Annotated in this window: 17 protein-coding genes; 12 read left to right on the top strand and 5 right to left on the bottom strand. The window is 65.4% G+C overall.

What is annotated here, in order from left to right; genetic code table 11:
* Positions 1–16: 16 nt before the first annotated feature.
* Complete coding sequence (locus WNB94_RS08640; protein ID WP_341389718.1) at positions 17–1249, bottom strand: cyclic di-GMP phosphodiesterase; 1233 nt, start codon at positions 1247–1249, stop codon at positions 17–19.
* A gap of 190 nt (positions 1250–1439) precedes the next feature.
* Between WNB94_RS08640 and WNB94_RS08645 the strand changes: the two genes are divergently transcribed.
* Positions 1440–2723 carry an ATP-binding protein gene (locus WNB94_RS08645; protein ID WP_341389719.1) on the top strand — a complete coding sequence of 428 codons (1284 nt, stop codon included), beginning with the start codon at positions 1440–1442 and terminating at the stop codon, positions 2721–2723.
* Positions 2724–2725: 2 nt separating this feature from the next.
* On the top strand, positions 2726–6808 hold the full coding sequence (gene eruA / locus WNB94_RS08650) for an NACHT domain-containing antiphage protein EruA (protein ID WP_341389720.1): 4083 nt from the start codon (positions 2726–2728) through the stop codon (positions 6806–6808).
* Positions 6809–6975: 167 nt separating this feature from the next.
* Here eruA and metK read toward each other — a convergent pair whose 3' ends face one another.
* Positions 6976–8163: a methionine adenosyltransferase gene (metK, locus tag WNB94_RS08655; RefSeq protein WP_341389721.1), complete on the bottom strand. Its 1188-nt coding sequence runs from the start codon at positions 8161–8163 to the stop codon at positions 6976–6978.
* A gap of 359 nt (positions 8164–8522) precedes the next feature.
* Between metK and WNB94_RS08660 the strand changes: the two genes are divergently transcribed.
* The 4 genes from WNB94_RS08660 (at position 8523) to WNB94_RS08675 (ending at position 12902) form a co-directional block, all read left to right on the top strand.
* The gene (locus tag WNB94_RS08660; RefSeq protein WP_341389723.1) at positions 8523–9335 is read left to right on the top strand and encodes a hypothetical protein; all 813 of its coding nucleotides are present in this window, start codon (positions 8523–8525) and stop codon (positions 9333–9335) included.
* Between the two features lie 90 nt (positions 9336–9425).
* Complete coding sequence (locus tag WNB94_RS08665; protein ID WP_341389724.1) at positions 9426–10337, top strand: lysophospholipid acyltransferase family protein; 912 nt, start codon at positions 9426–9428, stop codon at positions 10335–10337.
* The gene (locus tag WNB94_RS08670; RefSeq protein WP_341389725.1) at positions 10334–11242 is read left to right on the top strand and encodes an LpxL/LpxP family acyltransferase; all 909 of its coding nucleotides are present in this window, start codon (positions 10334–10336) and stop codon (positions 11240–11242) included. Before WNB94_RS08665 ends, WNB94_RS08670 begins: the two co-directional genes overlap by 4 nt.
* A gap of 97 nt (positions 11243–11339) precedes the next feature.
* Complete coding sequence (locus WNB94_RS08675; RefSeq protein WP_341389727.1) at positions 11340–12902, top strand: methyl-accepting chemotaxis protein; 1563 nt, start codon at positions 11340–11342, stop codon at positions 12900–12902.
* Between the two features lie 3 nt (positions 12903–12905).
* Here WNB94_RS08675 and WNB94_RS08680 read toward each other — a convergent pair whose 3' ends face one another.
* A complete protein-coding gene (locus tag WNB94_RS08680) occupies positions 12906–13649 on the bottom strand; it encodes a PEP-CTERM sorting domain-containing protein (protein ID WP_341389729.1) in 744 nt (247 codons plus the stop codon).
* 103 nt (positions 13650–13752) lie between these two features.
* Here WNB94_RS08680 and dapF point away from each other — a divergent pair, with 103 nt between their 5' ends.
* From dapF to WNB94_RS08705, 5 genes are all read left to right on the top strand, one after another.
* A complete protein-coding gene (gene dapF / locus WNB94_RS08685; protein WP_341389730.1) occupies positions 13753–14628 on the top strand; it encodes a diaminopimelate epimerase in 876 nt (291 codons plus the stop codon).
* A 10-nt stretch (positions 14629–14638) separates the two neighbouring features.
* Positions 14639–15346, top strand: a complete 708-nt coding sequence (locus tag WNB94_RS08690; protein ID WP_341389731.1) for a DUF484 family protein — start codon at positions 14639–14641, stop codon at positions 15344–15346.
* A gap of 66 nt (positions 15347–15412) precedes the next feature.
* The gene (locus WNB94_RS08695) at positions 15413–16051 is read left to right on the top strand and encodes a hypothetical protein (protein ID WP_341389733.1); all 639 of its coding nucleotides are present in this window, start codon (positions 15413–15415) and stop codon (positions 16049–16051) included.
* Between the two features lie 62 nt (positions 16052–16113).
* On the top strand, positions 16114–16473 hold the full coding sequence (locus tag WNB94_RS08700) for a PEP-CTERM sorting domain-containing protein (protein ID WP_341389735.1): 360 nt from the start codon (positions 16114–16116) through the stop codon (positions 16471–16473).
* Positions 16474–16513: 40 nt separating this feature from the next.
* A complete protein-coding gene (locus WNB94_RS08705; RefSeq protein WP_341389737.1) occupies positions 16514–17506 on the top strand; it encodes a tyrosine recombinase XerC in 993 nt (330 codons plus the stop codon).
* A 24-nt stretch (positions 17507–17530) separates the two neighbouring features.
* Here the strand turns inward: WNB94_RS08705 and WNB94_RS08710 are convergent, their stop codons facing one another.
* Positions 17531–17845 (bottom strand): hypothetical protein, encoded by a 315-nt coding sequence (locus WNB94_RS08710; protein WP_341389738.1) that lies wholly within the window; start codon positions 17843–17845, stop codon positions 17531–17533.
* A 187-nt stretch (positions 17846–18032) separates the two neighbouring features.
* The gene (locus WNB94_RS08715) at positions 18033–19676 is read right to left on the bottom strand and encodes an ATP-binding protein (protein WP_341389740.1); all 1644 of its coding nucleotides are present in this window, start codon (positions 19674–19676) and stop codon (positions 18033–18035) included.
* Between the two features lie 137 nt (positions 19677–19813).
* On the opposite strand from WNB94_RS08715, the gene WNB94_RS08720 reads away from it, so the two are divergent.
* Positions 19814–21019: a class I SAM-dependent rRNA methyltransferase gene (locus WNB94_RS08720; protein WP_341389742.1), complete on the top strand. Its 1206-nt coding sequence runs from the start codon at positions 19814–19816 to the stop codon at positions 21017–21019.
* Positions 21020–21120 lie beyond the last annotated feature (101 nt).

The following is a 21120-nucleotide window of genomic DNA, read 5'->3' on the forward strand; positions in this document are numbered from 1 at the left end:
GCACAGGCCCTGAGGCTCAAGCCGGAGGCCGCCAGTACCTGTCCAGGTTCTCGAACCCCCAGGCCGTGGGCGACTCGCGCGAGATGATCTGATCGGCCGAGGCGCCCATGTCCACCAGCTCGGGCGTGATCGGCTCATTGGCCCGGGTGGAGTAAAACACCCGCACCAGGGGCTGCAAGAGCGAGCCACTGCCCTGCTCCACCACCACCCCCAGCCGCCCCGACTTGAGCTTGACCAGCGAGCCCGTGGGGTAGATGCCGATGCTCTTGACGAAGGCCTGGAAGATGCGCTCGTCGAAGTGGCCGTCCTTGGCCCAGTGGGCCATCTTCTGGATGGAGTCGGCCGGATCCCAGCCCGCCTTGTAGGGGCGGTTGGAGGTGATGGCGTCGTACACGTCGCACACCGCGCCCATGCGCGCGAAGAGGCTGATCTCCTCGCCCTTCAGGCCATGCGGGTAGCCCTTGCCGTTGACCTTTTCGTGGTGGTGCAGGCACACGTCCAGCGGGATCGGGCCCACGCCCCGGCCCTCGACCAGCATGGTGTGGCCGGCCTGCGGGTGGCCTTTCATGATGGTGAACTCTTCGGGCGTGAGGGCCCCGGGCTTGTTGAGCACCTCCAGCGGCATGCGGGCCTTGCCCAGGTCGTGCACCAGGCCGGCCAGACCGGCCTCGCGGGTGTCGGCCGCGCTGAGCCCCAGCTGGCGCGACAGGGCCACCATGAGGGCGCACACCGCCACCGAGTGCATGTAGGTGTAGTCGTCGCTGGTCTTCAGCCGTGCCAGGCTGACGATGGCGCCGGGGTTGCGCGCCACCGACGCCTCGATGTCGGCCACCAGCGGCAGGCAGTTTTCGGCGTCCACCGCCTTGCCCAGCCGCACATCCTGGAACATGGTCTGCATGGCCTGACGCGACTGCGCAATCAGCCGCGAGGCACGCACCACCTCCTGCTCGAAGCTGCAGGCGGCGTCGGGCGCCGGGGCCTCTTCCAGGCCGCCCAAGGAGGTCTCGGGCACCTCGGCGCTGCCCACCTCCACATCGTCCATGAGCGTGGTGGGCGCACCGGCGGCCTCGATGTCCAGGCCCTTGGCCGTGTCGATCACCACATGGCTGACGGCCCGCAGCTCGGCCAGCTGCCTGGCATCGTTGAGCCTGAACGACGAGCGCCAGAACGAATGCGCAAACCACGAGCCGCACACCTCGTGGATGTGCATGCCGACGCGCAGTTGCTGGGTGGGGATCTTTCGGAGCATGGTCCTGTGGTTAGACGCACGAATAAAGACAAAAACCGCGCGTGTTGCAGGATCCTAACGGGCCCCTCATCAGGGCGATGCTCAGAAAAGCCCAAGGTTGCGACATTGTTGGACGTCCAGGATCAGGTGACTTGGATAGACAAGGCCAACTCACTCATGATAATGTTGAGTAAATTTACTCATAATACTCATGGAATACCGTCGACCCTTGCTGAAGGTCATCACCGACAGACTGAATGAAGTCCCTCGTCGCCTGCAAATTTTGGCCGGCCCTCGCCAAGTGGGCAAGACAACGCTGGTGCATCAGTTCAGAGCGGACCGCCCGGCGGAGTCCGTCATGCTGGTCGCGGCCGATGGCCCCCACATCACCAGCCTGAACACAGTTGACGACTGGGACAGTGCTGTGACCCGGCGCCCCGCCGCCAGTTTTGATGCCGAATGGTTGATCGATCAATGGTCCAGCGCTGAAAAGGCCGCAAGGGCATGGCACCTATCGGCGCTCGGGCAAACATCTGGCCTACCGTTTGTCCTGGTCATTGACGAAGTCCAGAAAATTCCGCGATGGTCAGATCACATCAAGGGCCTTTGGGACCGGCAAGTCGCCACCGCGCACCCGATGCAAGTCATGTTGCTTGGATCGTCGCCGCTGTTGATGCAAAAAGGGTTGTCTGAAAGCCTGGCTGGGCGCTACGAAGTCATCCCCATCACGCACTGGTCGTTTGAAGAAATGAACAGCGCGTTCAACTTCTCCCTTGACCAGTACATCTTCTTTGGCGCCTACCCCGGCAGCGCAAGCTACATCCACGACGAATCGCGCTGGCGCGACTACGTGGTGCACAGCCTGATCGAACCCAACATCGAACGCGACATCCTCATGATGACCCGCGTGGACAAGCCTGCCTTGTTAAAACAGCTGTTCGAGGTGGGTTGCTCTTTTTCCGGGCAGATCGTGTCATTGGACAAGACCTTGGGCCACCTCAACGACGCTGGCAATGTGACCACACTGGCCAGATATCTTGAACTCCTGGGCCATGCAGGACTGATGTCCGGCCTGCACAAGCACGCCGCCCAGGTCTTGCGAAAGCGCCAGTCGCCCCCAAAGTTTCAAGTGTTGAACAACGCCCTGATGAGCGCCAAGGGGCAGCACCGCTTTGCCGAGGCCTTGGCAGATAAAAGTCATTGGGGTCGACTGGTGGAAAGCACAGTGGGTGCTCACTTGGTCAACTCTGCCGACAAGGACACCCGCGTCCACTACTGGCGAGAAGGCGGACTGGAGGTGGACTTCGTGATCGAGCACCGAGGCCGACTGGCTGCGCTGGAGGTGAAAAGCGGAAGGTTTGGTGCTAGCGCACGGCACGCCGGGCTCGACGAGTTCACTCAGCGCTTTCCGGCATGCAAGAAGTGGGTGGTGGGTAGCGACGCCCTGCCCTTGGGTGAGTTTTTGCGGCACCCTGCAGCACATTGGGTGGCTTGAGTATGAATCTCGCCGCTGAGGTACGTATTGCCCGCCACGCGACCGCTCGCGAGGCCCAGGGGCGCTCGGCGGTCCAGCCCTTGTCGCATTGGCGGTACGAGAGGGCCTATGTGTTGCTGGCACCGCCAGGCGCAGGCAAGACTGTTGCGATGGTGACCGAGGCTGAAGCACACAACGGTTCTCCATGCGTCAGGGCCCATGACATGATGAGCCCAAGCTGGAGTCCCCCCGCTTTGGCCCCTGGACAGGTCCTGTACATCGACGGATTAGATGAAGCCCGCGCGGGCAATGGGGATGGTCCTCGAAATCGTCCTCTTTACGCTGTCTGCGGCATCTTGAAGGCGATGGGACATCCGCCCTTTCGCTTGAGCTGCCGAGAGGCAGACTGGATCGAAGCGCTGGACGGCGGCATCGTCTCGCAATTGGTGGGCGACCAGCAACCCGTGGTCGAACTCAAGCTCGAGCCCCTCACTGAAATAGAGATCCGACAGATTCTGGGGGCCCGCCTGAGTGATGGCGAGGCTGTGGATCAGTTCTGCCGACAAGCCGAACAGCAGGGCTTGATGCCTGTGATGGGCAACCCCCTTTTCCTGCGTCTCATGATGGAGGCAGCGGACACTCAAGGCCGTTTGCCAGAGACTCGCTCACAGACTTTCGAGAGAGCATGCCAAAGCCTTGCATTGGAAGCGAACGATGTTCATCGATTGGAGAAACGGGATCGAACCCCCGGCACATCCGAACTGTTGAGTCATGCGGGCATGATGTGCGCCATCCAGTTGCTGAGCGGCGCCGAAGGGTGGACGGAGGATCCCCTCAACAGCCCCGATGAGTTGCACCTGAAATCACTGCCGCTTGACGTTTCGCAAGGGGTGTTGCGAACGGTCTTGGAAACCAAGCTCTTCAAGTCAGAAGGCGACAGCATCCAGCCCGTGCATCGCAGCGTTGCAGAGTACCTTGGCGCCAAAGAGATCGCCCGGCGTTTACGCGAAAGCGCCTTGCCTGTTGCTCGGGTGCTGGCGTTGATGTGTGCAGAAGATGGCGGCGTCGCCCAACCCCTGCGAGGCTTGCATGCCTGGCTGGCTGCACACAGCCCAGAACACCGACTGGCATTGATCGAACGTGATCCGCTTGGTGTGGTGCTCTACGGAGACGTGAGCGACTTCAGCGTCAAGGAAAAGCTGCACGTTCTTGAAGCGCTCGAACGGGAGGCAAAACAGTTCGCCTGGTTCCGCAATGGCGATTGGGCCGATCACCCCTTCGGTGGTCTCGGAACCGCCGACATGCAGCAGACGTACCAAGGGTTTTTCGAGAACCCAGACCGATCCGAAGCGCATCAGTCAATGCTGCATTGCGTGCTTGATGCCATCACGCACGGTCAACCATTGCCCGACCTCTTGCCTGCGCTGGACCAGGTCGTGCGTGACCACAGCTACACCCCATACACTCACACCAAAGCAGCGGATGCTTGGTTGGCTCAAGCGCGGTTGCTGTCGCTGGACATGCGGACCGCTCTGACATGGCTACACGACATTCGTCAAGACGTGATCGACGATCCGCAAGACGAACTGGCAGGAACACTGCTTGAGGCGCTGTACCCCGCCCACATCCTCCCAAGTGAAGTGATGCAGTACTTCAGGCCACCGAAAGCAGAGTACTTTCATGGCAGCTACATGGGCTTCTGGCGTCGTGAGCTGATTCCCCGCACACCCACTGTTGCTCTTCCCATCCTGGCGGACGGTTTGGCAGACCTGGATCCGGACATCGAATCATTCCGAAGCCACTTCGATATGCCTCGGGTAATGGCCAACATCATTGCTGCGGCCTTGAACAGCTTGGCCGAGCCCATCGATGCATCGCGGGTTCACCGCTGGCTCATGACTGCCGTGGATGAACACGGGTTCTGGTCCCTGAAGGGGGATGAAGGCCAGGCAATCCGAGAATGGTTGAGCGCACACGCACAGGTTCAGAAATCGGTGCTGACGCTGGCCTTGCCCGCATCCACACCGCCCCACTTCTGGGAGGCCAGCCAGTTGCTGCATGGTGTGAGGCTCCCAAGAGACTGGCATCGGTGGCTGCTGACACTGGCTACTCAGACCTCGTCAGAAGCCATCGCCAAGTGGTGTGTTGAACAAGCCGCTTACCAGGCTATCAACCCCTCTGTCGATTCAGACATCACGCTGAGTGATGTGGAAGAGTGGTGTGAGGCTCAGCGAGCAAGGTGGCCGGCGGCAGACGCTTGGCGCGAGGCCATCTGGAGCTGGCCCATCGACGATGCTCAAGGTGAGCATTGGCGGAATCAAGAGCAATGGCGCACAACGCAGATGCTTCAACAAGTGAAGCGCCGGGAACGCATCGCGCCTCACGTGGAGGCCATGGCGACCGGCTCGGCGCCCTCAGGCCTTTACCACCAAATGGCCATGTCTTACCTGGGTCGGTACACCGACATCCATGGTGCAACGCCGGAGGATCGGCTGTGCGATTACCTCGGTGATGCGGCATTGTTGCCCGTGGCGCTTGAAGGCATGAAAAAGGTGCTCAACAGGACCGACCTTCCGGAAGCAACTGCCATTCTTCAAGCTGGCCGTGAACTGCGGATGCACCCCCTCGATCCGGCATGCCTCCTCGGTGCAGAACTGATTGCCAGCGAAGACCCAGATGCCACCAAAGGCTGGCCGGATGAACTGACTGAACGCTTGGCGGCCATGTGGCTGACAGATGGCACAGGAGATGAACCCACCTGGTATTCCTCCATCGTGCGATCTCGCGTCGAATTGGTGTCCCAGGTGTTCACTCAGTATGTGCAAGGCATGTTGCGTCATCGGGCCGAAGGCTCGATCACAGGTTTGTGGACATTAAACAGCGAGAAAGGCTCGGCAGAGCTCGCAAAACGGTGTCTGCCAGCCATCTTGGAGGCCTTTCCTGCAAAGGCCAATCAGGCGCAGTTGAGCCACCTGAACCAATCTCTTTTGCCAGCGGCCATCCGGCACGTGGACAAGCATGCGCTGCTCGACATCATTCAAGCCAGGCTGAAGCTCAGAAGCCTCGATGCGCCACAACGGATTTCATGGCTGGTGGCCGGACTCAGCATCGACCCAGAACCCATGGCGAAGGCATTGATCAAGTTCACGGGCAGCAGTCAAACACGCGCGGTTCAGATGGCGAATGCATTGATCAGCATGGGCGCGCGATTGCCACACCGACTGGAGTTGCCGCCACCATTTTGGGCAAGCTTCATTGAACAGCTAGCGCCCCATGCCGAGCCGGATCGACCAGACCGCGACTTCTGGGTTGGCGAATCGAACCGCCGCCGCGAACTGGTGCACAGCATGATCGCGCGGCTGGCGGAATCCACTGAAACTGCGGCGGGCGAGGCGCTTCGCAGGTTGCGTGTCAATTCCCACACGATGCGATGGCGCCATGTGCTGGACGGAGCGCTAGCTGCCCACACACGCGCCGCGCGAGAAGCGGGGTTCAGGCACGCTTCAGCTGCATCGGTAGTCCAGACCTTGTACAGCAGGGAGCCGGCGAACGTTGCGGATCTGGCCGCGTTGACGGTGGATCATTTGCGACAGTTGGGCAAGGAGCTGCGTGGCGCCGAATGGAATGGCGTAGCGAGCTTCTGGCGATACCTGGCCACCAACAAAGCCAAGTCGCTTGAACAGCGTGTGCCAGAAATCGAGAACACCTGCCGAGATCGGCTCATGCCGCTGTTGCGAGCTCGCCTGATCAACATGTCGGTGCAACTGGAGAAGGAAGCTAGCGCACAACAAGACACACGAGCCGACTTGCGTGTCAGTGCCGTCATCAACCATCGTCGGGTGGTCGTACCGATCGAAATCAAGAAAGAAAACCACGAACAGATTTGGCTGGCCTGGCGAGACCAGCTTGAAGGCCGATATGCCACTGATCCTGCCGCCCAAGGTCACGGCGTTTACCTGGTGCTGTGGTTCGGACACTCACCAGAGAAAAGTCCGGAAGGCGTCAGGCCAAGAAATGCAGAAGACCTGGAACGGCTCCTAAGCGAACGCATCCCGGAGGCTGATCGTCACCGCCTAAAGGTGGTGGCACTTGATCTCAGCCTTTAAGCCATCGAACGAAAAAGCGGGGACCCAGGCCCCGCTTTGGCTGCGCATCAGGTGGATGATGCGCGAGTCTCTTGCAGCCCCGCAGCCGCACGCAGGGCGGCCGCCTTGTGGCTCGCGGCCTGACGGCCGCTCCCCGCAAGGCCCAGGAAGCCCTGCTGACGCAGGCCTCAGCCCTTCAGGCCCGCTGCGTCCCGCAGCGCCTGGGCCTTGTCCACCCGCTCCCAGGTGAACTCGGGCTCTTCGCGGCCGAAGTGGCCGTAGGCCGCCGTCTTGCTGTAGATGGGGCGCAGCAGGTCCAGCATCTGGATGATGCCCTTGGGGCGCAGGTCAAAGTGCGCCTCGACCAGCTTGGCGATTTCGTCATCAGGGATGACGCCCGTGCCTTCGGTGTACACCGTCACGTTCATGGGCTTGGCCACGCCGATGGCGTAGGCCACCTGCACCTGGCACTGCTTGGCCAGGCCGGCGGCCACCACGTTCTTGGCCACGTAGCGGGCGGCGTAGGCGGCCGAGCGGTCCACCTTCGTGGGATCCTTGCCCGAGAACGCGCCGCCGCCGTGCGGGCAGGCGCCGCCGTAGGTGTCCACGATAATCTTGCGGCCCGTCAGACCGCAGTCACCTTGCGGGCCCCCGATCACGAAGCGACCGGTGGGGTTGATCAGGTAGCGGGTGTTTTGCAGCCACTCCTTGGGCAGCACCGGCTTGATGATCTCTTCAATCACGGCCTCGGTGAACGAGGCCTTCATGGTGGTGGCGTTCTCGGACTGGTCAGGATGGTGCTGGGTGGACAGCACCACGGTGTCGATGCTGTGGGGCTTGCCGTCCACATAGCGCATCGTCACCTGGCTCTTGGCATCGGGGCGCAGGAAGGGCAGGCGGCCGTCCTTGCGCAACTGAGCCTGGCGCTCCACCAGGCGGTGGGCGTAGTAGATGGGCGCGGGCATCAGCTCGGGCGTCTCGTCGCAGGCGTAACCGAACATCAGGCCCTGATCACCGGCGCCGATGTTGAGGTAGTCGTCGCTGGCGCGGTCCACGCCCTGGGCGATGTCGTTGGACTGCTTGTCGTACGCCACCAGCACGGCGCAACCCTTGTGGTCGATGCCGTAGTCGGTGTTGTCGTAGCCGATGCGCTTGATGGTGTCGCGGGCCACCTGGATGTAATCCACATTGGCCTGCGTGGTGATCTCGCCAGCCAGCACCACCAGACCGGTGTTGGTCAGGGTTTCAGCGGCCACGCGCGACACTGGGTCCTGCGCCAGGATGGCATCGAGGATGGCATCCGAGATCTGGTCGGCCACCTTGTCGGGGTGACCTTCAGAGACGGACTCGGAGGTGAAGAGGAAATCGTTCGCCACGGTGAAAAGCTCCGGTTGATGGTTCAAGGGCCTCGGCGTCGCCGGGGCTGTGGAACGGTTTCCGGGCAGCGGCGAACGCTTTAGCGGCATTTGTGAATCGCCCCGCAAGTTGTCCTGTTAACTCGGCGATGTGGTGTTGAGTGTAGCGGATCACGCCCCTGGTGGGCGATGTGGTGCAAATGGCCCACGAGGCCCCTGGGACGACGGCCCCTAAGCCTAGGGAGTGCTCAAACCTGCGACTGGGTTCAAGGTGCAAACACATTTGCACAAATTCATCATCACCAGCCCCCCAATCTGACAGACGCCATCGCCATCGGCGATGAGCTTGAGCTGTGCTGTTAAGCCGAAAGGACATTGACATGAGGGCATTCTTCAACCGCAGTGCCAGGATCGCCAACTGCCTGTTGTGGCTGAGTGCACTCATGGCGCTCGCCACGCCAGCCTGGTCTGACGATCAACCAACGCGAGAGTGTCGTGACTCGGTGATCGTCGGGAAACCAGGGGCCTGGGACACCATCTGGAATGCCGCCCAACGCAATGCCCGCATTCGTTGGCGCCAAGAGGTGCGGGCCACCTCGACGTTTGGCAGCGCGTGGGACGACTGGGGGCTGGCCGAGCGAAGCGTTCCGTTTTCGGATTGCCGTGATGGCTATTGCTGCCGCACCAAGCGCATCTGGGGCGTCAAGTGGCATCAATGCAGCGCTTACGCGCAACCGTGCCGGTACGTCGATGTGCCGCGTGATGGCGCGATCGATGCGACCGCCGTGCCCCCCAGGCGCGGCGGCGCGGCCTTGGTCATCAAGTCCATGTCCTTGAAGGCTCAACGGGTCAGCCGCGACAACGAGTGCCCGGCCGTGGTCATGTTGCGCGCCACGCTCACCGCCACGGGCCAGATCGGCTCGGTCCGCCTGAGACTGAACGGCGACGACACCACCAACAGCGTCATCCTGCATGCCAGCGACTTCGAACGCGGCGCCGACGGCCAGAAAGCGGCCACTTACAGCTTCCAGCGGGTGTTTCAAGGTGCCATCGACCGACGCTACTGGCTGTCAGTGAATGGCCCCACCGAATGGGGAAATGCGCCTCGCCGCATGAACCCGACTCGGGTCTCGTTGAACTGCCGCCGTGGCGACATTGGACAGCTGGGCACCGAGATGCCGCAGCACGAGTGACGCCCCAGCCCTCGGGGGGCAACACGCGCCTTGAGGGATCACTTGCCAGGATCTGAGAAGATTCGCAGCTTGTTTGCATCTTCCAGACCCATGAGCCGCCTGTTTTTTTTGCTGTCATCCTGGCCTCTGGCCGTGCTGCACCCCCTGGGCAGCGTGCTGGGGTGGCTGGCTTACCTGCTGTCGCCCAGCTACCGGCGGCATGTGCGGGCGCACACCCGCCAGGCCGGGTTGGGCTGGTGGCAGCGCTGGCAGGCCGTGGCCCACGCCGGGCGCATGGTGGCCGAGCTGCCCCGCCTGTGGGCCTGGCCACGTGAAGTGCCGCTGGGCGCACGGGTGCGGTGGGAAGGCGCCGAGGCGATCGACCAGGCGCTGGACGATTCGCGCGGCCTGCTGATCCTCACGCCGCATCTGGGCTGCTTCGAGATGGTGGCCATGGCCTACGCCGAGCGGTTTGGGCCACGCGCACCCATGACCGCCCTGTACCGGCCCGCCCGGCAAGCCTGGCTGGCCCAGGTCATGATCGACGCCCGCAGCCGGCCTGGCCTGAACACCAGCCCGGCCACGCTGGCGGGCGTGCGGGCCATGCTGCGTGCGCTCAAACGGGGTGAAACGGTGGGCATCCTGCCCGACCAGGTGCCCCCGGAGGGCATGGGCCAGTGGGCGCCTTTTTTTGGGCGCCCGGCCTACACCATGACCATGGCCCCGAAGCTGGTGGCCCAGACCGGTTGCGCCGTGGTGCTGATGCGCGGTGAGCGCCTGGGGCCCTGGGCGCGCTGGCGCCAGGGGTGTGAGTACGTGGTGCACGCCCAGCGGGTGGACGCCGCCATGGCCGCCCAGTTGGCCAGCGCAGACACGGCACAATCCACGCTCACCCTCAACCAACTGATGGAATCCACCATCATGCAAGCACCCGAGCAGTACCTGTGGGGCTACAACCGATACAAGGGGCCGCGCGCCGAAGCGCTCACCTCGGCCGACGTCAAGGGCGGGGCCGGCGCATGACCGCCTGGCTGAAAGAGGGCGGCATCCGCCTGGGCCTGGGCCTGCTGTGGCTGCTGCACTGGCTGCCACTGCCCGTGCTGGCCGCCTTCGCGCGCGGGCTGGGCCGGCTGTTGTACCGCCTGGCGGGCTCGCGCCGTCGCGTGGCGCTGCGCAACCTGGCCCTGTGCTTTCCTGACATGGACGAGCCAGCGCGCCAGGCCCTGGCGCGCGAACACTTTCAGTGGCTGACACAAAGCCTGCTGGACCGGGCTGTGCTGTGGTGGGCGCCACAGGCGCGCATCCGGCGCCTGATCCAGGTGGAGGGCGACATCGAGCTGGCCGAGCGCCTGTGGCAAACCCGCCAGCAGGCCACGATGTGGTTGTGCCCGCATTTTGTGGGCCTGGACGTGGCCGGTGCGGCCATCTTGCTCAAACAGCCCCGACCCGGCGCCTCGATCTACCAGGCGCAAAGCCACCCGCTGATGGACCGCCTCATGAAACGCGGACGCCTGCGCTTTGGCAATGCCGAGATCTTCCCGCGCCAGGACTCGGTCAAGCCGCTGTTGCGGGCCATCAAGGCCGGGCACGGCTTCTTCAACCTGCCCGACATGGATTTCGGGCGCAGAGACGCCGCCTTCGTGCCCTTCTTCGGCGTGCCGGCGGCCACCTTGCTGGCGCCCTCGCGCATGTCGCGCCTGCTGGGCATGGCGGTGCAGCCCGTGATCACCGAGATCCTGCCCGGGGGGCGGGGCTGGCGCGTGCGTTTTCTCACGCCGCTGAAGGACTTTCCCACCGCCGATGCCGAGGCCGACACCGCCCGCCTCAACCAGTTCATCGAATCGCAGATCCAGCGCATGCCGGCCCAGTACCTGTGGGTGCACAAGCGCTTCAAAACCCGCCCGGCAGGCAGCCCCGGCCTGTACTGAACGCCTCAAGTTCGGGGCCCGCGCGCCGATACCGAGCCAAGGCGTCACCTCCGCGCAGCGAAGTGCTGGCGCCTCATCGAACGAGGAGCGCACCCGCATGAACTGGATCACCTGGCTGAGAAATTACTCCATCCGATCGCGCCTGCTGATCTGCATGGGCCTGGTGGTGGCCATCGGCACCATCGTGGGCGGCGGCATGAGCTGGCAGTTGCTCAAACTGCAAGACGAATTCACGAAGTTCGCTGCCCAGGAGTTCACCGCCACGCAGCGCATGGCCGAACTGGCGGGCCACATGAGCCAGCTGCGCGGCTTCGAAAAAAACGCCATGATCAACGCGGGCGACTCGGTCTCGGCCGAAGAGGCCCTCAAGGCCTGGGATGAGTCGCTCAAGCGCACGCTGGGCACCCTGGACGCCGTGGTGGCCTCGGCACCGGCCGACGATGTGCGCGTGACCGCCGAACAACTCAAAGAGCAGCTCCAGGCCTATGGCCAGAGCATGCGCCCCACGCTGGAGCTGGTGGCCTCCTTGGCCCTGGGTTCGTCGGCAGAAGCCTTCCAGTCCAGTGGCCCGGCCCGTGAGCTGGCCCTGGAGGTGGAAAAAGCCCAATCGGCCCTGCATGCGCGCGTGACCGAGCTGGCCAACACCCGGCGTGATGCGGCCGAAGACAGTGCCAACATGGCCATCATCGCCCTGTGGGCCTTGCTGCTGTCGCCCGGCATCATCTTCCTGCCCTTGATGGGCCTGACCATCGTGTCGATCACGGGCCCGCTCAAACGGGCCGAAGAAATCACCGAGGCCATCTCGCATGGCGACCTGACGCGCGACATCAACCCCCGAGGCCAGGACGAGATCGCCCGACTGATGCAGTCCATGCGGCTGATGCAGGACGGCCTGCGCGAGATGGTGGCCTCGGTGCGCGAGTCCTCCGAGAGCATGCTGACGGCCAGCACCGAGATCGCCGCAGGCAACCAGGACCTGTCGAACCGCACCGAACAAACCGCCTCGAACCTGCAGTCGGCCGCCTCCTCCATGGACGAACTGAGCAAGACCGTGGAGCACTCGGCGGAGGCCGCCACCGAGGCCAACCGCCTGGCCGACACGGCCAGCACCCAGGCCAGCACGGGTGGCGAGGTGGTCGAGAGCGTGGTTAGCCAGATGGAGCAGATCAGCCAGGCCTCGCGCCAGATCAGCGACATCATCGGCGTGATCGACGGCATCGCCTTCCAGACCAACATCCTGGCGCTCAACGCCGCCGTGGAGGCCGCCCGTGCCGGCGAACAGGGCCGGGGCTTTGCGGTGGTGGCCGGCGAAGTGCGTTCGCTGGCCCAGCGCAGTGCCGAGGCCGCCCGCGAGATCAAGGGCCTGATCGGCCAGTCGGTCGACCGCGTGGAGGTGGGCTCGCAAAAGGTGCGCGAGGCAGGCTCGGTGATGACCGAGATCGTGTCGTCCATCCAGCGCGTGAGCCACGCCATGGGCGAGATCGCCGAGGCCACGCGCCAGCAATCCAGCGGCATTGGTCAGGTCACCCACTCGGTGACCGAACTGGACCACATGACCCAGCAGAACGCCGCCCTGGTCGAGCAATCGGCCGCCGCCGCCGACAGCCTGCGCCAGCAGGCCCGGGATCTGGCCCAGGCCGTGCAACGCTTCAGGGTGTGACGCTCAGCGGCGCGTGCGGCGGGTGGCCCCCAGCCCCGCCACCGTCACCAGCCCTGCAGCCAACAGGCCCAGGGTCGTGGGTTCAGGCACGGCCGAGATCACCAGCCCCTCAGAGATGCCTTGCGTGGGAATGCTGCGGTTGTAGCCCGACATGGACGCCGGCATCCAGCCCAGCGCGGTGCCACGCTCGAAGTACAGCCCAAACGTGGCGTTGAAGCCGAAATTGGTCAAGCCGGTGGCGGTGCCTTCGGCCATGCCGTTGCCCCGCTGCGTCCAGCTGACGCTGTCGGCGGTGTACTCGATGACCCACTCACTGCCGTCTTCGGCATAGGTGCCGTAGCCCCGGTCAAACAGCGTGGCATAACCTGTGCCCGCCCAGTAGGTGAGCTTGTCGCCGGCCTCGGTGTAGAAGCCCTGGGGCGTGGCCGCGCCCAGCACGGTAGCGCCCGGCGCATAGCTCACGGTGTAGGTGAAGGCCAGGCTGCTGGGGCTGGTGTTGTAGACGTCGTACTGCACCCGCGTGACGGGCAGCGGTGGATCCACCTCGGTGAGCAGGCTGCCGCCGGCGTGGTAGCCACTCACGCTGGGCGCGTCGTCCACCGAGTTCACCTGGAACGGCCCCAGGCTGCCCGTCAGGGTGCTGGGCGTGCCGCGCTCCAGGGTGAGGGCCTGGGCGGTGCCGGCCAGCATCAAGGTGCTCAGGGCCCAGCCGGCCGGGCGAATCAGGGGTCGGACATCGGTGCGCATGGTGCATGCCTCCAGAGTGATCGTGCCCGCATGATGGGCAAGCGCCGCCACAAAGTGCATCCCTAAGATGTCAGTGGTTTGGTAACCGACCGATAATCCCCGGATGAAGCTGCGTTTCACGAAGATGCACGGCGCGGGCAACGACTTTGTCGTGCTCGACGCCACCCGGGGGCCGTTGGCGCAAGGGCACACCTTGAGCACGGCCCAGTTTCGCTTTCTGGCCGACCGGCGGCTGGGCGTGGGCGCCGACCAGATCCTGGTCGTCGAGCCCGGCCACGCGGCGGCGGGCACCGACTTCACTTACCGCATCTTCAACGCCGATGGCGGCGAGGTGGAACAGTGTGGCAACGGTGCGCGCTGCTTCGCGCGCTTCGTGCACGACACGGGCCTGACGACCAAAGACGTGATCCGTGTGCAAACGCAAAAAGCCATCATCGAGCCCCGCCTGCAGGCCGATGGCCGCGTGACGGTGGACATGGGCGCGCCCTTCCTGGTGCCTGCCGAGGTGCCGTTTGACGCCACGGGTCTCAGCCCCAAGCTGGTCAACGGCTGCGAGCTGTGGCCCATCCAGCTGGCCAACCACCCGCTGGAGGTGGCCGTGGTGTCCATGGGCAACCCGCACGCGGTGATGCGGGTGGACAGCGCCGAGCACGCGCCTGTGGACGAAATCGGGCCGCAGGTCGAGGGCCACGCGCGCTTTCCGCGCCGCGTGAACGCGGGCTTCATGGAAGTGGTGTCGCGCCAGCACATCAAGCTGCGCGTCTACGAGCGCGGCAGCGGCGAGACGCTGGCCTGTGGCTCGGGCGCCTGCGCGGCCGTGGTGGCCGGCATCCGCCTGGGCTGGCTGGACGACACCGTGGACGTGGACATGCCCGGTGGGCGGCTCACCATCCGCTGGGCCGGCCCCGGCACGCCGGTGATGATGACCGGCCCGGCCGTCAAGGTGTTTGACGGCGAGATCGACATTCCCGAACTGTGAGCAAGCTGACATGACCCTGCAAGGCATCACCGAAGACGAGATCGCCAACTACCTGATCCACACCCCGGGGTTTTTCGAGCGCCAGGCCGGACTGCTGGGTGCGGTGCAGCTGGTCAGCCCCCATGGCGGGCGGGCCGTGTCGCTGCAAGAGCGGCAAATGGAGATGCTGCGCGAGAAAATCCGCGGGCTGGAGCGGCGCATCATGGACATGATCCGCCACAGCCAGGAAAACGAAGCCATCGCCGCCCGCCTGCACCACTGGGTGCGCGAGGCCATGCTCACGCACGACGACCGCATCCTGCCCCAGGTGCTGGTACAGGGACTGCAAGATCAGTTTCTGATCCCGCAAGCGGCGGTGCGCGTGTGGGGCACCGACACCCACGCCCTGCACACCGGCCTGGCCGACCTGCCCTGCACCCAGGCCGTGAGCGACGACGCCCGCAGCTTTGCCGCCAGCCTCAGCCTGCCGTACTGCGGGGTGAACGCAGGCTTTGAGGCCAGCCGCTGGCTGGACGATGGCACCAGCATGGCCTCGGTGGCCCTGCTGCCTCTGCACCACGGCCCGGCCTGCTTTGGCCTGCTGGTGCTGGGCTCGCCCGACCCCACGCGCTACACCGCCGACATGGGTGTGGACTTTCTGGTGCAGGTGGCAGAGATCGCCAGCGCGGCGCTGTCGCGTTTGCTGGTGCCGGTGGCCGGGGCTGAACGCTCAGAGTGATCTGTTCGTGTGTCATGAGCATGTCATGGCGCGCCCGTAAGCTGCGGCAAAAAAGGGAGAACGAACATGCGATTGCCGCGTGCAGTGTGGATGCTGTGCATGGTCACCGGGGCCCAGGCCAGTGTGGGATCTGCAGACTGGGCGTTTGAGGGGCACTGCACTGGCGCTTTCAGCCAACGCTGGGGCGATGTGGTGGCCATGGACTGCGCAGGCGACTTGTCACTGACCGGCCTGGCACCCAATGCCCGCCTGGAAGCGGCGGACGCCATCACCCTGCGCGCCGATGGCCGGCTGAGCCTGAGCGACCTCACGCTGGTGGCGCCTCACATCGTGCTGGACGGCTTGGAGGTGGTGCTCAACGGTGGCTTGGTGTCGCCTGGCGGCACCATTGACGTCTTCGCCAACCGCGCGCCAAGCCAGCGACCACCCATGGGCAGCGGCCCAACGGCGCCGGGTGGATCGATCGTCATCACGCCCGGGGCCATGATCCATGTCGCGGGACACGAAGGCCGTCCATCTGTGTCGGCAGGCGGGCGTTTGCAGATGCTGTCAGGTTCGTTGACCTTGACGACGGAGCCGCCAGAGGGCTTCCTGTCGCTGTCACCGTCTTTGTCGCCCGTGCCCGAGCCAGGCGCGTGGGCACTGGCGCTGGGTGGTTTGCTGGCGGTGGGGCTGTGCAGAGTGCCCCCACGCCCCCGGGGGTGATGGCACGCGGCGCATGGCTTTATAGTGGCACGCACATCAATGCAAGATCACGGGAGGGTTCCATGCGTTCGTCTTTGTTCATCGTCGCCTTGGCACTGACGGGCGCTGCCCATGGCAGTGACCGCGTGGGAGACCTGTTGGGCAACGCACCAAACCCGTCGAACGCCATCGTGATCGAAGCCGACGGAGACGTTGGCGCTGGCGGCATTTCGCTTCAATCGCCACAGACGCCATCGAATGATCCGCCGTTCAGCGCAGGTGGCACGGTGGTAATCTCGTCCCCCACCGGCCTGAACACCTCTGACATGCCCTTGATCACTGGTGCGCCACAGGTGTCGGCCGTGCCCGAGCCGTCCACCTGGGCGCTGATAGCCATGGGCTTGCTGGCCGTGGGCGCGGCGGCACGACGCTCAACCAAGTGAGCGCCCGGCGGGGCGTCGCCAGCCGGCGCACAATGGGCGCATGTCTGCCGCTCGGCCCTTGTCTGAACCCGATCTGATCCACCGTCACCTGGAGCACCTGCGCGTGCAGCGCCGGCTGGCCGAGCGCACGCTGGCCATGTACGCCGAAGCCTTCGCACGGCTGCAGCGGGCCTGCGAGGCTCAGCGCATCGGGCTGACGCAGGTGCAGGCCCACCACGTGCGGGGCTGGGTAGGACAGTTGCATGGGCAGGGCCTGGGCCCGCGCAGCATCGCGATCGCGCTGTCGGCCTGGCGGGGCCTGTACCGCTGGCTGGCGCAAGAGCACCTGGTGGCCACCAACCCGGCCGAGGGCATTCGGGCGCCCAAGGCGCCCAAGCCCCTGCCCAAGGCCCTGACGGTGGACCAGGCCGTGGCCCTGGCCGAGGCGCAACCCAAGCCCGAAGTCATGGTGGCCCGCGCGGCCACGGCCGCCGCCGCCCGGCGCATGGAAACCGAAGGGCCGTGGTTGTCGGCGCGAGATCACGCCATGGTCGAGCTGATGTATGGCAGCGGCCTGCGCAGCGCCGAGCTGCTGGGCCTGGACGTGCACCCCGGCCCCGGCGCCCACGGCTGGATCGACCTGCAGGCCGGCGAAGCCCACGTGCTGGGCAAGGGCAGCAAGCGGCGCATCGTGCCCATGGGCGCGGCCGCGCGCCGGGCCCTCCAGGCCTGGCTGCAGGTGCGGGCCAGCCTGGTGGCGCCGCAGGACTCAGCACTGTTCTTGAGTCGGCTGGGCCGGCGCATCACGGCCGCGCAGTGGCGCAAGCGGCTTCAGCAGCTGGCCCTGGATGCCGGCCTGACCCAACACGTGCACCCGCACATGCTGCGCCACAGCTTTGCCAGCCACCTGCTGCAGTCCAGCGGCGACCTGCGCGCCGTGCAAGAGCTGCTGGGTCACGCCCACATCGGCACCACGCAGGTGTACACCCGGCTGGACCACCAGCACCTGGCGCGCGTGTACGACGCGGCCCACCCCCGCGCCAAGCGCAAGTGAATCGGGCGGCTCAGCCGGGGTGGTTCAACAAGCGTGCAGGGATGGCTCGTCGTCGCCCCAGTGCCACTGCGCGGTGGTGGGCAGCGCGGTGCTGGGCGGCGGCGTTGATTTGACGTAGCCGATCGCCACCAGGTGCTGCACGGCGGCCTGGGTGGCCTGTGTGCCATGTTCGGCCTGCAAGCGGCGCACCAGGTGGGCCAGCGGTGTGTAGCCATTGACCACAGACAACAACTGGCGGGCGGCGGGCTGGTCATCCACCGAGCCCATCAGCAGGGCGATCTGGCCCTGAAAGGTACGCTGCAACACGGCGGTGCCGTCAAGGTCGAGGGGAAGGGACATGAACTGCTCCTTGCAGGTTGAAGCCAAAGCCAGAGCTGCGATCCGGCCGGCTTGAACAGGCCGGTCTGTGGTGCAGCTTAGGCGAGGCTGACCCTGCACATGTCTAACACCCCTGAGTTTACCGGGGCATTGTGGCAAACGGCACCGCCGTGGTGCGCCATTGCGGGTTACGGATGGTCCGTTCGGATCATCGGCGGGCGTGGGCCAGCACCCGCTCACGCAGGTCGTCAAACAAAAAGGGCTTGGTGATGTGGTCGACCATGCCGGCCGCACGGGTACGTTCACGCGCTTCGTCCAGCGCGTGGGCGGTCAGGCCCACGATGGGCAGACCCGGGTCGATCTGGTGGATCAAGGGGGCGGCCTCACAGCCGTCCAGCACCGGCATGTCCACGTCGCACAGCATGAGGTGGTAGGCGCCGACGCCGGCCTGGCGCACAGCGTCCAGCGCCGCCTCGCCGTCGTCACGGCAGTCCACCTCGGCGCCCAGGGCCATGAGGAACTGCGTCAGCACGATCTGGTTGACGCGGTGGTCTTCGGCCACCAGGACCCGCAGGCCCGACAGCATGCCGGGCACGGTGGCGATCACCTCCGGGTCTCGGCGGGCCGGATCGGCGTTGTCGATGAGCGCTGTCTGCTCATCCAAGGCCTGCAGGGGCAAGGTGAGCACGAAGCGGGTCCCGCTCATGGTGTGGGTGTCCAGTCTGATGTCCCCGTCCATGAGGTCGACCAGGCGTTTGCAGATGGACAGGCCCAGCCCCGTGCCGCCGCTGAGGCGCCGGCTGTGCTGCCCTTGCTCGAAGGGCTCGAACAGGTGGGCGCGCATGTCGGCGTCCAGGCCCGGGCCGGTGTCTTCCACCACCAGGCGCAGCCCCTGTCGCCAGGGCTCGGCACGCAGGCGCACCTCGCCATGCTCGGTGAACTTGACGGCGTTGCTCAAGAGGTTGAGCAGCACCTGCCCCAAGCGCAGGCCATCGGCCCACCAGCGCGCCGACGTGCCCGGCGCCACGTCCAGGCACAAGCTCAGCCCTTTGGCATCGGCCTGGGCGCGCAGCAGGCCCAGGGTGCGCTCCAGCAGCTCGGGCAGGTTCAGCTCGGCGGGCTGCAGGGTGAGCTTGCCCGCTTCGATCTTGGAGTAGTCGAGCACGTCGTTGAGCAGGCGCAGCAGGTGCTGTCCACCTTGCAGGATGCGGTCAAAATCGGCCACCACCTCGGGCTGCTGGGTGTGTTTGAGCTGGCCCACCTGTGCAAAGCCGATGATGGCGTTGAGCGGCGTGCGGATTTCGTGGCTCATGCTGGCGAGGAACTCGCTTTTGGCGCGACTGGCCGATTCGGCCGCCGCCTGGGCGCGCTTGAGCTCGGTCACGTCCAGGGCCATGACGATGAAGCCCCGGACCTCGCCTTGCACCAGGTCGGGCGTGTAGCTGACATGGGCCGTCAGGCCGTCGCGCTCAACGTGTTCACAGACGCTGGCGCGCCCCTCCAGGGCGGCGTGCACGTAGGGCCGGGTGCGCGCCCAGCCCGCGGCGGACAGCACGTCCGTGATGTGGCGCCCCAACAGGCCCAGGCCCTGCGTGGCCTCGTCCTTGTGGGCCCAGTGCCGGGCCAGGTAGGGATTGAGGTAGCGCAGGCGCAGGTGTGCATCCCAATAGGCCACCGCGCCCGGCATGCGGTCCAGGATGGTTTGCCAGCGCGCGTGGTCGGCGGTCTGGGCCGCCAGTTGGGCCCGCAGCGCGTGCAATTCGTCTTGCAGGGCCGCACGCTCGGCCTGCCAATCCAGTCCGGACGACAGGTCGCTGGCGCCCTTGCCATCGGGACTTGCTTGCGAGGCCATACTGCTCCACGTTCAGGGGTGACGTGTCACGATACACGCTCTGCGGTGGGCCACAAGGGGGGCTGTCCCGGGGCGAAGTTCCGTCTCGGCAGACAATACAGGGTTTGAACGACCTCGCTGAACCCGGCCCCTGCACCATGAAAGTCATCACCCTGCGCGAAGGCAAAGAACGCTCGCTGTGGCGCCGTCACCCCTGGGTGTTCCAGGGCAGTGTGGCCAAAGGCGGCGGCGACCCGGGCGAAACGGTGCGCGTGCAGTCGCACGACGGCAAGTTCCTGGCCTGGGCGGCCTTCAGCCCCAGCTCGCAGATCCGCGTGCGCGCCTGGAGCTTTGACGAAGCCGAACGCATCGACGCGGCCTTCTTCGAGCGCCGCGTGCAGGCCGCCGTTGCCCTGCGCCAGCGCCTGGGCATCCCCTCCAACGGCATCCGCCTCATCCATGGCGAGGCCGACGGCCTGCCCGGGCTGATCGTCGACCAGTACAACGACCTGCTGAGCGCCCAGTTTCTGAGCGCCGGCACCGAACGCTGGAAAGACGCCATCGCCGACGCCCTGGTGGCCGTGACCGGCTGCCCTTACCTGTATGAGCGCTCCGATTCCGGCGTGCGCGGCCTGGAAGGCCTGGCGCCCGTGACCGGCTGGCTGCGTCACCCCGAGACGGCCGATGGCAGCCGCCGCTCCACCGAGGTCACCATCGATGAAAACGGCTGGAAGCTGACCCTGGACGTGGCCGAAGGCCACAAAACCGGCTACTACCTGGACCAGCGCAACAACCGGGGGCTGTTTGCGCAATTGGTGCGGCAGTTCGGCTGCCAGAGCGTGCTGAACTGCTACAGCTACACCGGTGGCTTCAGCGTGGCGGCCCTGGCCGGCGGCGCCACCGAGGTGTTCAGTGTGGACTCGTCCGGCCCGGCCCTGGCCCGCGCCAGCGCCCATGTGGCCTTGAATGGCTACGAAGTGAGTGCTCACACTGCGCTGGATGCCGACGTGAATGGCACGCTGCGCCGCTTCATCCAGGAGGGCAAGCGCTTTGACGCCATCGTGCTGGACCCCCCCAAGTTCGCCCCCAGCGCCGCCCACGCCGACCGCGCCAGCCGCGCCTACAAGGACATCAACCGCCTGGCCTTCAAGCTGCTCAACCCGGGCGGCCTGCTGCTGACCTTTTCGTGCTCTGGCGGCATCGGGGCCGAGCTGTTCCACAAGATCGTGGCGGGGGCGGCCATGGACGCCGGCGTGGACGGCTACCTGCTGCAGCGCCTGGAAGCCACCCCGGACCACCCCACCACCCTCACCTTCCCCGAGGGCGAATACCTCAAGGGCCTGGCGATTGTCCGAAAATCCTGAAATTGCGCCCCAATACCCCTCGTAAATCCGGGTAAAGCCACGGAATCTCGGACACCTCGCCGGCCTCATCCGACATAATCGGTCGTCACACAGACGAACGG

Origin of the sequence: Aquabacterium sp. A3 (genome assembly GCF_038069945.1) — a bacterium.
Classification (GTDB): domain Bacteria; phylum Pseudomonadota; class Gammaproteobacteria; order Burkholderiales; family Burkholderiaceae_C; genus Aquabacterium.

What these genes read in the sequence shown, in the direction of transcription:
- WNB94_RS08720 (WP_341389742.1), top strand. Translation starts at nt 19,814, where the DNA reads ATGAAAGTCATCACCCTGCGCGAAGGCAAAGAACGCTCGCTGTGGCGC.
- WNB94_RS08700 (WP_341389735.1), top strand. Translation starts at nt 16,114, where the DNA reads ATGCGTTCGTCTTTGTTCATCGTCGCCTTGGCACTGACGGGCGCTGCC.
- WNB94_RS08695 (WP_341389733.1), top strand. Translation starts at nt 15,413, where the DNA reads ATGCGATTGCCGCGTGCAGTGTGGATGCTGTGCATGGTCACCGGGGCC.
- WNB94_RS08710 (WP_341389738.1), bottom strand. Translation starts at nt 17,845, where the DNA reads ATGTCCCTTCCCCTCGACCTTGACGGCACCGCCGTGTTGCAGCGTACC.
- WNB94_RS08665 (WP_341389724.1), top strand. Translation starts at nt 9,426, where the DNA reads ATGAGCCGCCTGTTTTTTTTGCTGTCATCCTGGCCTCTGGCCGTGCTG.
- WNB94_RS08715 (WP_341389740.1), bottom strand. Translation starts at nt 19,676, where the DNA reads ATGGCCTCGCAAGCAAGTCCCGATGGCAAGGGCGCCAGCGACCTGTCG.
- WNB94_RS08640 (WP_341389718.1), bottom strand. Translation starts at nt 1,249, where the DNA reads ATGCTCCGAAAGATCCCCACCCAGCAACTGCGCGTCGGCATGCACATC.
- WNB94_RS08670 (WP_341389725.1), top strand. Translation starts at nt 10,334, where the DNA reads ATGACCGCCTGGCTGAAAGAGGGCGGCATCCGCCTGGGCCTGGGCCTG.
- WNB94_RS08690 (WP_341389731.1), top strand. Translation starts at nt 14,639, where the DNA reads ATGACCCTGCAAGGCATCACCGAAGACGAGATCGCCAACTACCTGATC.
- WNB94_RS08680 (WP_341389729.1), bottom strand. Translation starts at nt 13,649, where the DNA reads ATGCGCACCGATGTCCGACCCCTGATTCGCCCGGCCGGCTGGGCCCTG.
- WNB94_RS08645 (WP_341389719.1), top strand. Translation starts at nt 1,440, where the DNA reads ATGGAATACCGTCGACCCTTGCTGAAGGTCATCACCGACAGACTGAAT.
- eruA (WP_341389720.1), top strand. Translation starts at nt 2,726, where the DNA reads ATGAATCTCGCCGCTGAGGTACGTATTGCCCGCCACGCGACCGCTCGC.
- WNB94_RS08675 (WP_341389727.1), top strand. Translation starts at nt 11,340, where the DNA reads ATGAACTGGATCACCTGGCTGAGAAATTACTCCATCCGATCGCGCCTG.
- WNB94_RS08660 (WP_341389723.1), top strand. Translation starts at nt 8,523, where the DNA reads ATGAGGGCATTCTTCAACCGCAGTGCCAGGATCGCCAACTGCCTGTTG.
- dapF (WP_341389730.1), top strand. Translation starts at nt 13,753, where the DNA reads ATGAAGCTGCGTTTCACGAAGATGCACGGCGCGGGCAACGACTTTGTC.
- WNB94_RS08705 (WP_341389737.1), top strand. Translation starts at nt 16,514, where the DNA reads ATGTCTGCCGCTCGGCCCTTGTCTGAACCCGATCTGATCCACCGTCAC.